This window comes from Paenibacillus sp. J31R122 (assembly GCF_056269185.1).
Genome location: NZ_JBWDNM010000003.1, coordinates 318,907 through 332,845, shown reverse-complemented (window position 1 = coordinate 332,845; position 13,939 = coordinate 318,907). Strand labels below are relative to the sequence as shown.

At 42.3% G+C, this 13,939-nt stretch carries 12 protein-coding genes; 3 read left to right on the top strand and 9 right to left on the bottom strand.

The features are described 5' to 3' along the window. Positions 1–51: 51 nt before the first annotated feature. A complete protein-coding gene (locus tag AC0YN7_RS07775; RefSeq protein WP_475809387.1) occupies positions 52–1,026 on the top strand; it encodes a glycosyltransferase in 975 nt (324 codons plus the stop codon). A gap of 131 nt (positions 1,027–1,157) precedes the next feature. On the opposite strand, the gene AC0YN7_RS07770 is transcribed toward AC0YN7_RS07775, so the two are convergent. From AC0YN7_RS07770 to AC0YN7_RS07740, 7 genes are all read right to left on the bottom strand, one after another. Further along, positions 1,158–1,931: a hypothetical protein gene (locus tag AC0YN7_RS07770; RefSeq protein ID WP_475809386.1), complete on the bottom strand. Its 774-nt coding sequence runs from the start codon at positions 1,929–1,931 to the stop codon at positions 1,158–1,160. A gap of 160 nt (positions 1,932–2,091) precedes the next feature. After that, a complete protein-coding gene (locus AC0YN7_RS07765) occupies positions 2,092–2,874 on the bottom strand; it encodes a hypothetical protein (RefSeq protein ID WP_475809385.1) in 783 nt (260 codons plus the stop codon). A 20-nt stretch (positions 2,875–2,894) separates the two neighbouring features. Further along, entirely contained in the window at positions 2,895–3,692 is a 798-nt protein-coding gene (locus AC0YN7_RS07760) for a polysaccharide deacetylase family protein (protein WP_475809384.1), read from the bottom strand. Positions 3,693–3,990: 298 nt separating this feature from the next. Further along, positions 3,991–4,419, bottom strand: a complete 429-nt coding sequence (locus tag AC0YN7_RS07755; RefSeq protein WP_475809383.1) for an RbsD/FucU family protein — start codon at positions 4,417–4,419, stop codon at positions 3,991–3,993. A gap of 62 nt (positions 4,420–4,481) precedes the next feature. Beyond that, entirely contained in the window at positions 4,482–5,984 is a 1,503-nt protein-coding gene (locus tag AC0YN7_RS07750) for a rhamnulokinase (RefSeq protein WP_475809382.1), read from the bottom strand. Between the two features lie 48 nt (positions 5,985–6,032). Then, positions 6,033–6,692 (bottom strand): class II aldolase/adducin family protein, encoded by a 660-nt coding sequence (locus AC0YN7_RS07745; protein WP_475809381.1) that lies wholly within the window; start codon positions 6,690–6,692, stop codon positions 6,033–6,035. Between the two features lie 130 nt (positions 6,693–6,822). Beyond that, on the bottom strand, positions 6,823–8,613 hold the full coding sequence (locus AC0YN7_RS07740; RefSeq protein ID WP_475809380.1) for an L-fucose isomerase: 1,791 nt from the start codon (positions 8,611–8,613) through the stop codon (positions 6,823–6,825). A gap of 128 nt (positions 8,614–8,741) precedes the next feature. Between AC0YN7_RS07740 and AC0YN7_RS07735 the strand changes: the two genes are divergently transcribed. Continuing rightward, complete coding sequence (locus tag AC0YN7_RS07735) at positions 8,742–9,761, top strand: LacI family DNA-binding transcriptional regulator (protein ID WP_475809379.1); 1,020 nt, start codon at positions 8,742–8,744, stop codon at positions 9,759–9,761. On the opposite strand, the gene AC0YN7_RS07730 is transcribed toward AC0YN7_RS07735, so the two are convergent. After that, complete coding sequence (locus tag AC0YN7_RS07730; protein ID WP_475809378.1) at positions 9,739–10,590, bottom strand: AraC family transcriptional regulator; 852 nt, start codon at positions 10,588–10,590, stop codon at positions 9,739–9,741. The genes AC0YN7_RS07735 and AC0YN7_RS07730 overlap by 23 nt on opposite strands. 146 nt (positions 10,591–10,736) lie before the next feature. Here AC0YN7_RS07730 and melA point away from each other — a divergent pair, with 146 nt between their 5' ends. Next, complete coding sequence (gene melA, locus AC0YN7_RS07725; protein WP_475809377.1) at positions 10,737–12,035, top strand: alpha-galactosidase; 1,299 nt, start codon at positions 10,737–10,739, stop codon at positions 12,033–12,035. A gap of 98 nt (positions 12,036–12,133) precedes the next feature. Here the strand turns inward: melA and AC0YN7_RS07720 are convergent, their stop codons facing one another. Beyond that, complete coding sequence (locus AC0YN7_RS07720; RefSeq protein ID WP_475809376.1) at positions 12,134–13,921, bottom strand: sensor histidine kinase; 1,788 nt, start codon at positions 13,919–13,921, stop codon at positions 12,134–12,136. Positions 13,922–13,939 lie beyond the last annotated feature (18 nt).

The following is a 13,939-nucleotide window of genomic DNA, read 5'->3' as shown; positions in this document are numbered from 1 at the left end:
TTCCAAAACTCGGTTATTCAATATGAAAATTAAAAGATAGGAGTAGATATAGTGCGAAGACTAAAAATTCTGATCCTTATAAAACCTTTGGCGACCTATCCTAAGCATAAGCAAAAATTCGATATCATTTCTGCTATAGAAGAATTCGCAGATTGCTTGTATTGGCATGAGGATGGAGATATCAGAGATATAATCAAAAAAATAAATTTTAAACCTGACTTTATTTTTCATTATGATATTGCTTGGAAAAATAGGTATGCACCAGATATAACGGGGCTTAATAAGATCAAAATTCCAAAAGGGTGTTTTGTCATAGATATACATTTTTCTGAGGAGACGAGAAGGCGGTACTTTAAAAAAAATAAAATTAATTTAATTTTTGCGTCTTCTAAGAAGCAGTTTTTAGAAGTATACCCCGACTACCGAAAGAGATTTAGATGGCTTCCCTTCTCCATTAATCCCCATATTATAAAGGATTGGAGGTTAACAAAGGACATAAAATTCCTTCTTATGGGGCAAGTTTTTTATGATGATATATTAAATCCCCCAAAACGATTACCTCCAAAGGGCCGTTATTCTTTCAGGGAAGCGGTATTAGAAAAAATGCAAAAAAATGATGGTTTTGTTTTTCGACCACATCCTGGTCACCATCCTACTCCATCAGATGATCTTTTAGTAAACGAAAACTATGGCCGCGAGTTAAACCGTTCTGAAACTTTCTTTACCTGTGGAGGAGAATTCGAATATCCCGTATTTAAATTTTTTGAAGCTCCCGGTTGCAGAACGTTACTGTTAGCAAAGCCTAATCCTGATATTTTAGAATTAGGATTTAAAGATGGAATTAACTTTGTGGCCTGTAATGAAGATGATTTTTACGAAAAAGCAATGTATTATGCTCAGCATGAAAAAGAACGCGAAGAAATTACCAATAACGGGTTTGAATTTATTCACACTCATCACACCAATCGAGTTCGAGCACAACAATTTATAAAATACATTACTGACTTTTCGAAAAAATCAAAATAACCTTTTTCATAGTTTCATGAGGCGTCCTATAAATAGAAGAGGCATGGTCCAACTTGACCATGCCTCTTCTATTTAACTTTATATCCATATATTTCATCGACTTTTTCTTAACTTAGATCGGTGTCAAGTAGTCAAGTAGTAATGAAGTAGGCAGGTTCAAATAAAAGTTTCTTTCTCCATAATATTCGCCCGTCCCCTCCATCATAAAAGGCACTTTGCATGAAACTCTCTAGACCATTTGAATGCGGATTATCTACTTTAGACAACCATTCCATTATCGCCAAATGCAGGCGGAACGTAATACCGTACTTTAAATAATCGCCATGACCAATGAATTGCGAGTAAGCTAGGAGATCTCCAATGCGTCGTATATAAGCAAAAGCAAGTAGCTTTTCATTAGTTATAACATCGCCCTGTTTATAACCGTGTATAGGGGCAAACACCCCCCAATAAACAGCATAATGGATGGGACAATCAGGTAATACAAATTCTTGATATTTTTTCGGTGGTCCGCCCATCTCTTCTAAAGTGCGAAGATACCATCCCCGCATAGGACCACCACTCCGAACCTCTTTAGAGTGATTAATTTCAACAATATCAGGTGTAAACACTCTTCTAATAAACGGCTTACAGACATAGCCTTGTTTATCGGCTTTTCTTGCATTCTTTAAAGTGGTAAATTGTTTCTTCATTGTTTCAGTATAATTTTCATAAGAAAAATTCCGAAGGTCAATATATCCCGTAATCGTATTTGGAGGTTTTCCTTTGCCAATGTACAGGTCATCGCCTAGTAAGGTGCTATTAATATACCGCTGACAATCTTCACATGCATTACAGTGATGGTCTTTTAATTTGAAATCAACATTTACAATAGGCAGGGATGGGTCAAAAGATTGGTTACTCAAATTAAATCACCCTTTTGTTCAGAGTTAAATTCAAAATAATTTTCATAGTTTCATGAGGCGTCCTATAAATAGATGAGGCATGGTCCAACTTTGACCATGCCTCTTCTGTTTAACTTTATATCCATATATTCCTGCAACTTTTTCTTAACTTAGACCGGTGTCAAGAAGTAATGAGGTAGGCTGGTTCAAATAAAAGTTTCTTTCTCCATAATACACGCCCGTCTCCTCCACTATAGTATTTCCCATGAATGATACACTCTAGAGCATTAGAATATGGATGATCTGCTTTGGACACCCATTCCATAATGGCTAAATGGAGACGATACATTATACCGTACTTTAAATAATCGCCATGACCCACGAATTGTGAATAATTGATTATAGTTCCAATTCTCCGTATATTAGCATAAGCAAGTAACTTTTCATTCGTTGTCACGTTACCTTGTTTATAACCTAGTATAGGGGCAAATATCCCCCAAAATATAACATAATGGATTGTACAATCTGGTAAAACAAATTCTTGATATTTTTTCGGTGGTCCACCCATCTCTTCTAAAGATCGGGTATACCATCCCTGCATAGGAACGCCACCCCGAACCTCTTTAGAGTGATTAATCTCAACAATGTCGGGTATAAAAACTTTTCTGATAAACGGTTTACAAACATAACCCTGCTTATCAGCTTTTCTGGCATCACGCAAAGCGGAAGAGGTATATCTTTTCTTTATTTTCTCAATGTAATTTTCATAAGATAAATTCCGAAGGTCAATATATCCCGTAATTGTATTTAAAGGTTTTCCTTTGCCAATGTACTGGTCTTCGCCTAGTAAGGAGCTATTAATATACCGATGACAATCTTCACATGCACTACAGTGGTGGTCTTTTAATTTGAAATCAACATTTACAATAGGCAAAGAAGGGTCAAAAGAAAATGGGCTGCTCAAAATTAAATCCCCCCCTTTGTTCAGAGTTTAATCGTCTGACCGGATCTTATTTCAATAGCGCTGCCGTCTACACTAATCCAAACGGAAATTGCAGATGGATTGTAAATGATTTTTCCTGAGAAGGAAAATATAAGACTCTTTATTGCTTTTACATAGTAATAAATGTCTCCATTGCTTGCATACCATATTTCGTTGTTCTTTCCAACAAGTTTACAGAAGCTCTCGATTGAGTCCCACTTATTTCCCTCATCGATATCTCTGCTATGCCCCCAAACATGCAAGAGTGCGGGTGTACCTTCTTTTTTGTAGTCCAGAAATTTTTGTCCTATATCCTCTAAATCATCCAAATCCTTGCATGTCGGAGACCATGTAAAATAATCTTTTGGTAAAGTAAAATTTTTATGATTTGCAGTCGTACGAGCAAAGCGAATGCCAAGGGGCTTGATCATTTCAATTACGGTTTCATCATACGATCCATAAGGATACGCCATTCCAATGATCGGATAGCCTATCAACCTCTCCAAAATTGTTCTTGATTTAATCATTTCCGTCACTGCCATTTCTGGTGGAATATGCTCCATACGAACATGATTATGAGAATGAACTCCTACTTCATGTTTCGCAAAAAGTGACTTGATTTCGGAAGATTTAAGACGATCTGTTTTGTCCAGATGACTAGAGGGCAAATAAAATGTACCGCGAATCGAATATTTGTTTAATAAATTTACCATTACTCGATCATGTATTGTCCCGTCATCGTAACTCATGGTTACTGCTTTTGTTTTTCCAAAGGGAAAGCGATCAAGATAAATTCGCAAAATATCAACCCCCTTTTGCTCAGTCTAGAGTTTTAAACGATATACTCTACAATATTAAGTAGAGCGTGAGTAAGTGTATAGTCATATGATTCATTTTAAGTTTCCTGTGCCGGTGAAGGATGAATTTAATGGAGGAAACTGTCTGCTCGGACTGCTTCATCGATTTTTTATCGATTCGATAAACTGCTTTTTTGTATACAAAAAGGTACCCACAGCCTGAACACCTTTTTTCAGTTGTCCAGTCTAAGGGTACCTGTGTACAAGAGACTACTCTATTTTATAACGTCATCTGCTAGCTTTAAGAAATAACGCCCTTCTTCAAAATTAGATTGGCGTATAACGCACTTTCACTTGTAGCTATGACAGCGTATGCCTGCTTAGCCCGTTCGTAGAACGCAAAGCGCTCAACCTCCTCGAACGCATCGGTGAGACCTGTACGTTCCTGAACTATAGAACGGTAATTGTCCCAAATTGGTGTTTCTACCGTATCGCCTAAAGCAACCTGCATTAACGAAACTGGCTTCTCCACATATTGATCGAGTGGAAATAGCTGTAATATAGCATCAAGTATTTCCGGCACGTTGTGCCCATCACAACGGATAAGCCGCTGAGCATGGCTGGCTGCCGGAAAATTACCGTCCGCCAATACAATTTCATCACTATGTCCCATTTCACTTAATACTTTAAGCAGCTCCGGTGATATTAGCTTCGAAATACCCATTAACATCTATACCACACCCCTTCATTCGTTCAGCTATTCTCGTTCTTGTAGCGACACAGCTTCTTCAACTAGTTCTTAATCGCTAGCTTCTCGAATGCCGCATAAGCAGCAAGCCAATCATTCGGCTGCGATGGATCATACCTTTCAATTGGAAACGATGCTGCTACGAGCTGACGAGCCGCTTGCAGATCAGAGCACTCTTCCAAGGCTACTAGCTGCATCAGCATGTTCCCAATCGCGCTAGCTTCAACCGGACCTGCCCATACAGGACGACCAATCGCATTAGCCGTAAGCTGACAAAGCAGCTGATTCTGAATTCCGCCACCGACCATATGCAAGCCGCCGTATGTTTGTCCAGTCAACTCTTCCATTTGAATCAGTGCCTGACGGTAGCGCAGCGCTAAGCTTTCCAATACACAGCGCACTACTTCGCCAACGGATTCCGGAACTGGCTGCGATGTTTCTCGGCAAAATGCTTGTACTCGCGCGATCATTCCTGAAGGTGCATAAAAGGATGGATCATCCGGATGAATAAAGCTGCGGAAAGGCTGTGCATCTTCAGCTAATTTAACAAGCTCAGAGAAAGGAATTACATTGCCCTGCTCATCCCATTCTCGCTTGCATTCCTGCAAAATCCATAGGCCCATTATATTTTTGAGCAGCTGATAGGTTCCTCCAACCCCACCTTCATTGGAGAAATCAAGCGCCATCGCCTCCGGCGTAACGAGTGGTTGCGCAAGCTCTGTGCCAAGCAGTGACCAAGTTCCGCAAACCAAATAAGCGAATTCTTCATCATTAATTGCAGGTACGGCGGCAATAGCTGATTCTGTATCATGTGTTCCAACTGCAACGGCTTCGATTGCCGGAACCTCAAGCTCCGCACAAACCGCCGGTGTTAAGCGGCCAAAACGCGTTCCAGGATGAATCGGATCAATGAATAGCTTGGTTGGAATACCGAGCTTCTTCATAAGTGATTCATTCCATCTCTGCTCATTCGGCTCAAACAACTGTGTAGTAGTCGCCATCGTAAACTCGCATACCTTCTCACCAGTAAGGAAATAGGCCAGTAAATCAGGCGTAAGCAGCAGCGTGCTGGCGGCTGCAAGCTTAGGCGAGTCCGCCTTCTTCATTGCATATAGCTGATTAATCGTATTAAACGGCATAAACTGCAGACCGCCTTGCTCGTACAGACTGTCCTTGCCGATTAACTGATTAAGTTCTTCAATAATACCTTCCGTTTGCGGGTCGCGATAATGATAGGGATTGCCAAGAAGCTCGCCATTCGAATCAATCAGCCCGAAGTCAACACCCCAAGTGTCAATGCCAAACGTTTGCGGTGAATAGCCTTCTTGAAATGCTTTGCGGATCGCGAATTTCAACTCCTGCAGCAGGCGCAAAATATCCCAGTGCAAATGACCACCGACAGAAATCGGCTGATTTGGAAAGCGATGAATTTCCGTCACCTGCAGCTTCGGCTGTTCACTATCATTGCCAAACATCAGCTCACCGATTAACGCTCTGCCGCTGCTGGCTCCTAAATCAAATGCGAGTACGGTTGCAAGCTTCGTCATCTTGAGCTCCTTTCTCAGAACAGACGCGCTTTGATCAGCGACAGCCTATTACTTCATTTTTTGCAATAATTCTATGCGATAAGCTTCACTTTCGAGCGATGCGATTTCTTCGAACTCTTCCTTTGTAAGCACCTTTGGCTCACGAATCGCTTTGGCGATCAAAAAGATTTTTGTGCTTTCTTCGACAACCTCAGTCCGGTAATAAGCTTCACGCAAATTACGGCCTGAAGTTACAAGTCCATGATTACCTAGTAGAACGGAGCTTGCTTCATTGCATTTTTCAACGTAGGCATCAGCAAGCTTATCCGTCGTTGGGAGCACGTACGGAACGTATACAGTCTTGCCTACAAGTGCCGCTTGATCAGGGAACATAATCGGAAGCTCCTGCTCAACCAATGTAAATGCGATGCAATATGGCGGATGCGTATGAACAATAGCTCCAATATTTGGATTTGCCCGATAAGCATACAAATGCATCAGCACCTCAGACGATGGACGAAGACCGATATCTGTAATTTCACCCGTTTCAATATCAACCTCTACCCATTGATGCGGCTCTACCTCATCAAGCGCGAAACCGCTTGGGGAAAGATACATTTTACCTTCATATTTAGCGCTAATGTTGCCGCCAGGTCCAACTACTAATTTATTTACTACTGTCTTGCGCGCATATTTGCACAGCTCATTACGAATATCCATGCTGCTCATGAAAATACCTCCATTTATGATCGTATACGTCAGCTATCCGCCTGCCACCGTCTATAGACTAAGTGCAGGCGGATAAACGGCCGTTTCATTCAAAATATAGGAACCCTTCGACGAATTCGTTTCTTCTTAATTATTTATAGATAGGTCCAAAGTTTTGGCAAGCACGATAGTCTGCGCTCTCAGCATTAGAAGTACCGAAAAGCCCCCAAGCACGCGGACGGAATACGCGCTCGTCCGGTACGTTGTGCATACTAACTGGAATACGCAGCATCGAAGCAAGTGTAATAAGATCGCCGCCGATATGTCCGAAGCTGATCGATCCATGATTAGCGCCCCAATTGTCCATTACTTCATATACAGAGTGGAATGCTCCTTCGCCAGTTATCGTCGGGGCAAACCATGTGGTTGGCCAAGTCGAATCTGTACGCTTGTCTAGCATATCGTGCACTTCATCCGGCAGCTCAACAGAGTAGCCTTCCGCGATTTGCAGGACTGGACCGATTCCTTTGACAAGATTTATACGAGACATCGTCATTGGCATGCCTCCACGAGATAAATAATCGGAGGAATAGCCGCCGCCGCGGAAATATTCTACAGATGCCGGTCTCCATGAGGTTGCATCCAAGCATTGCTGAGCTTCTGCTTCAGAAATTTCCCAGAACGGCTTCATAGCTGGTTGACCGTCTTTTGTTTGCTCGCCAGTACCGTCAAGTGTAGCTGGACCGGAATTAATGAGATGAAGTATGCCGTTTTCTGCCGCGCCTGCCAGCTTATGTCCCGTAACGCGTTCTACTGATTCTGGGCTCCAATATGTACGCACGTCTGCGAATATTTGAGCTGTATTAGTAAGCAAGTAGCCAAACAACATAACTGCGCCGTTCAAGCTATCATTTTCCGTAGCTACAATATAAGGGGCACGAATTCCGTTCCAGTCAAAGGAAGAATTCAGAATGGCTTCCATAAAGTCGCCGTTTGGAAAATGGTCTGTCCATTGACGCTGGCCTTGGAATCCAGATACAATCGCGTTATGGCCGCCTGCTTCTTCGCCAAAGCCAAGCTCAGCAAGACGCGGATTGCCAACCATAAGATCGCGAGCGATTTGTGTCATTTTCACAACCGTTTCCCAATCTTGATCCTTGCGCTCTCTAGATGTCTGGATGCTTTCTGGATTGTTATCTGCTCCTTCGATGCAGTTCTCTTTCACCCAAGATAGCGCTTTCTCATACTCAACCGTGTCATAAATATTTTCTTCCATACGACGGACAAACTCAGTCATATCAATATATTCCGTACGCATGCCAAGGAACTCTTGGAAAAAAGCATCGTTTACGATCGAGCCGGCAATACCCATAGATACTGATCCCATTGACAGATATGATTTGCCGCGCATGTAAGCAACTGCAAGTCCCGCTTTTGCAAATCCAATCAGCTTATCTTTCACATCAAATGGTATGGAAGTGTCACCTGCATCCTGAACATGCTCGCCGTAAATACCAAATGCCGGAAGACCTTTTTGCGCATAGCCAGATAGTACGGCAGCCAAATAAACTGCTCCTGGACGTTCCGTACCGTTAAAGCCCCATACTGCTTTCGGAATGGAAGGGTCCATGTCCATCGTTTCCGTACCATAACACCAGCATGGTGTTACAGTTATCGATACACCCACACCCGATTTCGCAAATTTATCCGCGCATGCAGCAGCTTCGGAAACCCCTCCGATACAGCTATCCGCAATGACACACTCTACAGGCTCGCCGTTTGGATATCGCAAATTTTCTGATAAAAGCTTTGCTGTTGCGATTGCCATATTCATTGTTTGTTCTTCTAATGATTCTCGAACCCCTTTGCGTCTGCCATCAATTGTTGGACGTATGCCGATCTTAGGAAAGCCTGATTGAAAACGTAAGTTTGTATCCGTCATAATAAAAAAACCTCCAATATGATATAATAATGTTACCGATAACCTCAAAATAACAAGAATAAGGGTTGCTGTCAATGGCAACTTTTCTGTATAGTAGATTCAAGGATATTCAATAAGGAGACATTAGAATGGTAACCATATATGATATTGCGGCCAAAGCAAGCGTATCCGCAATGACCGTCTCCAGAGTTATCAATAACACTGGAAAAATTAGCGAGAAAACAAGAACTAAAGTAAAACGAGTTATGGAAGAATTGAACTATGTTCCAAACCAAACCGCCAGAAGTCTTGTCCTGCAGCAGACCAAGCTTTTATTTCTGCTCATCACCGATATTATGAACCCTTTCTATACAACACTTGCCCGCGGCGCCGAAGACGCGGCAATAAAATCGGGATATCGACTGCTGTTCGGAAACAGTGATGAGAATCTCGATAAGGAATCTGACTATGTGACGACAATTCTGACAGCACGCGTAGATGGTGTCCTTGTTGCGCCTACAGGCGATCCTTCTCTTCCACATTTGGAATCGCTTCGCAAGCATAATGTGCCTTTTGTCCTACTTGACCGTGAAGTACCTGGCATCGAATGCGACATCGTGCTTGGAGACAGCAAAGAAGGCGCTCGACGTCTCGTTGAGCACCTTGTCTCTCAAGGCCACCGCCGTATTGCGATGGTGAATGGATCTCCGTCTGTTTCCAGTGCCCGCTTAAGACTGCAGGGCTACCAAGAAGGACTGAAACTTAATGACCTGTCGTACAATGATCATTATGTATTCGAAACAAGCTTCGGCCCTGTGAAGGACCTAACCGAAATGGAACAGTGGCTTGATCAGCTTGACCCGCCACCAACAGCCATTGTAGCTGGCAACAACGTGCTCGCTGTGGAAGTTCTGAAGCTGCTGCGCGATCGCAATATACAGGTACCGGCTGACATGTCTCTTGTATGCTTTGATGATTTAGGCCCTTATTCCGAGGTTGAGCCATTTCTGACAGTAGCTGCACAGCAAGCCTATCAATTCGGCTACATGGGTATGCAAATGCTGGTGGAACGTATTCAAGAACGTGATACTGCTTTGCCATGGAAGAAGATTGTTTTACCCGCAGACCTCATTATCCGCAAATCGGTTAATGATTTGATTTCCTCCTAAACTCAGTAGGCGATAGACCATTCCATTTACGAAATTGCTTCGTGAAAAACAACGGGTCATTATAGCCAACCGAGGCCGCTACCTGAGCGACGGTTAGATCGCCTTCAAGCAGCTCCTCTGCCTTTTTCATTCTCACTTTAAGCAAGTATTTCATCGGCGACAAGCCCGTCGCCTCTTTAAATAATCTAGTTAAATGCGCACGATGATAGCCTAAGCTTCTCGCAATCTCTTCTATTGACAGCTGCTTTCCATACTGCAAGGAAAGCAGGCGAATCGCTTGATCAATTTGGCGAAAGGAGCGCGACGGCAGCATAGTCCCCACCTCAGCTTCCTTTTGATGCACCAGCCCGAGCTCGTAAAAAATCATTCTCAGCCAGGCAGAAGCCTCCATGTTACCAAGCGCGGGAAAATCCGTCCGCTTCAAGCTAGTGTTCAAACTCCGAAATAAGCGGTTCATCTTATGCAACGAGCAGCCTTGTATATAGGCTCTATCCGGCGTTATGCCTATGGAAGATAAAGAGGTCTCAACGAGTTCTCCTGAGAAGCCTACCCACATATATTGCCAAGGATTACTCATGCTTGCTTCATACTTAACGAGAATATCCGGGAATATAATGAAAGCATCTCCAGCTCCGCATTGATAACTTTCTCCTAAGGTTTCAAAAACGCCTTCCCCATCCAATACAATATGTATCAAATAATAATCGTGAACAGCTGGACCAATGAAATGTCCCATAACCGGTTGGGCCTTACCGCTAAACAATACCGACATCTCCCCTTTTAAGGGTGCTGCATTAACATTTACCGTAAAACTAAGATGCTGTTCCAACTCTAAGCCTCCTATCAAATCCTTCACTTTATCATACTAAATGATGCAACATTTCTCCATATATTGATTCGTTCTTTCCATATTCATTTCTTTGCCCTCTCTATATACTAAAGGTGTCATCACAAAGTTACAGGAGGCTATTATACATGTCTAAAATTACATTTATCGGAGCAGGAAGTACCGTATTTGCAAAGAACATACTCGGCGACGTTATGCAGACTCCAGCGTTGCAGGGCTTCGAAATCGCTTTATTTGACATTGATCCCGTTCGCCTTAACGATTCAGAGAAAATGCTGCTCAACATGAAGCAGACTAGCGGAAGCACTTGTCAGATTAAAGCTTTTACTGATCGTAAGGAAGCATTGCGCGGCGCAAAATACGTCATTAATGCTATACAAGTAGGCGGCTATGATCCGTGCACGATTACCGATTTTGAAATCCCAAAAAAATACGGCTTACGCCAAACCATTGCCGACACAGTTGGTATCGGCGGTCTTTTCCGAAACTTGCGCACCATTCCTGTCATGATGGATTTTGCTAGAGACATTAACGAGGTATGTCCAGACGCTCAATTCCTGAACTATACGAATCCAATGGCTGTTTTAACAAATGTCATGAACACCTACGGTGGAGTTAAAACAGTCGGCCTTTGTCATAGTGTACAAGTATGCTTGCCAGAATTGTTCAAAAACCTAGGTATGGATCCTACCGATGTTAAATATAAAATTGCGGGCATCAACCACATGGCTTGGCTGCTTGAAGCAAGCAAAGACGGTGTTGACCTTTATCCTGAAATTAAACGTCGCGCTATCGAGAAGCAGAAAGAAAAGCATCATGATATGGTTCGTTTTGAGCTGATGCTGAAATTCGGATACTATATTACTGAATCGTCCGAGCATAACGCGGAGTACCATCCGTACTTTATAAAACGTAATTATCCAGACCTAATCGAGCGCTTTAATATCCCGCTGGATGAATATCCACGCCGCTGTATCAATCAAATTGAAGGCTGGAAAACGATGCGTGATTCGCTCGTTAATGACCGCAATTTAGAGCACTGCCGCAGTCATGAATATGCTTCTTATATTTTGGAAGCGATGGAAACCAACAATCCGTTCAAGATCGGCGGCAACGTTATGAATACAGGCTTAATCACGAACCTGCCGAAGGAAGCTTGCGTAGAAGTGCCATGTCTCGTTGACGCTAGCGGCATTTCACCAACCTATGTCGGAGATTTGCCACCTCAGCTGGCGGCACTAAACCGTACTAACATCAATACGCAATTACTTACGATCGAAGCGGCTATGACTCGTAAACGCGATCATATCTACCATGCTGCTATGCTTGATCCACATACATCCGCAGAGCTTTCGATGGATGACATCGTATCGATGTGTGATGACTTGATCGAAGCACATGGTGATTGGCTGCCGAAATACGAATAAGCTTTTAGTCTTCAATAAAAAAGGGTTGTTCAGCAGATCTATGCAGATCGGCTTGAACTACCCTTTTTTTATTTTCAAACTATTAACCTGATCATAGCTCATGATGATGAAATATGGGGTATATACAATTCCACCTTCGTTCCGATACTTTGCACACTATGAATTGTAACACCATATTGAGATCCCCAGCTCAAAAGGATTCTTTTCCTGACATTCATAATGCCATAGCCCGAGTAGACCTCGTTTTTTTGCTCGCCATTATTTAATCTATCAGTCTTCTCTTGCGTCATTCCAATTCCGTCGTCCTCAATTTCAAATCTTATACCACTCTCGCTAACTCTGCCTTTTATTGTAAGCTTTCCCGGTTTACTCTTAGGGCGAAGTCCATGAACGACGGCATTCTCTACAATCGGCTGCAGCAAAAGATGGGGTACTTTAAAGGATAATATATCTGTTTCCACATCAAAGATTACTTCGAACTCAATATTGTATGTGAATTTAAGAATTTTAGTATATTCTTGAATCATCTCTATCTCCCGGCCAATCGTCGTTTGATTCTCTCCTTTATTCAGGAAATGCTTAAAGAACCGAATTAACGCTTCCGTAACGTTGCTAATCTCAACTGCTCCCGCTTTTTTCGCTTTCCACCGCACCGTTGCCAACGTATTGTACAACAAGTGGGGATTAATTTGTGCCTGCAGCAGCTCAACTTGCAGCGTCGATTTCTGCAGCTGCAATTGCACACGCTCATCGGTCATGTCTTTCAATGCCCCGATTAGTTCGTTGAACGTACTATCAAGCTGACCGATATCATCATTTCCAGAAATAATAGGCAAAGGTTCATTCCAATTGGTTTTCATGCGATACATTTTTCGGGTAATCTTATTTAATCGTCTTGTTGTCAAGTGTGCGATGAAAATGATTGCTAAGAGACATAGAAGTAGACTTACCGACAAAATGACGGAAACCACCAGTCCAATCGGCTTCAATTGATCAGTAACCATACTATACGGCAATAAGGCAGCTATCCGCCAATCCGTTACTTCTGATTCTATCGATGCCATTAAATAAGGTTGATTGTTTATGATACGTTTTTCCACTTTATCTTCGTGATCAGCATCGCTTAATATGTCATCCATCACTTCCTTAGTCCACAATGAATTTGTGCTGCTCCGAATGGCTTCATGTGAATCGTTGAACATAATCCAATCCGCTTGCGAGTCTTCATTGTTTTGCTGTAACAATTTCAAAAACACTTCTTCTGGAATATTAATCGTTAAAACACCTAGCTCCTGCAATTCTTTGAAAGACATAAGGATATGATCAATGGAGATATACCGGTGCCCGCTTTCTTCGTACAGCCAACGCCAGCCATATTTATCTGAAGCTTGTCTCAACTGCTGAAGCCACACTTCATTCTCGATTGCTTTCATACTTCTAAGCAAACCTCCCTCCTTTGACAATGTATCATTATGAATATACATCGTCACATTAAGCAATTTATTGCCTTCGGAAGAAAAGGTAGACGAGGAATAGGTCATCTCGCTCAAGACTGGCTCAAGCACTTTGTTCACTTGATTGTAAGTGTTATACAGACTATAGAAGTCGCCATACTGCTCCATCAAGAGAGATTGCAAAGACGTGTTAGCGAAAATAATTTTAGACTTGAGTAGATAGGAATCCAGCTTATAATCAACCAGCGCTCCCGTTTGTTTCAGATTTTGCAGCAGCAGCATCCTGCTCATGTTCTCCACTCGGTTTTTGGATATATGATAAATAATCAGACCTGAACAAAGAACAATCAAACAAACTAATGGTGCAAACATTACAATGAGCTTTTGTTTCAAACTCAGATTTTGGAACCATATATACCATTGATTTATCAATATGGTCGGCTCCCTTCC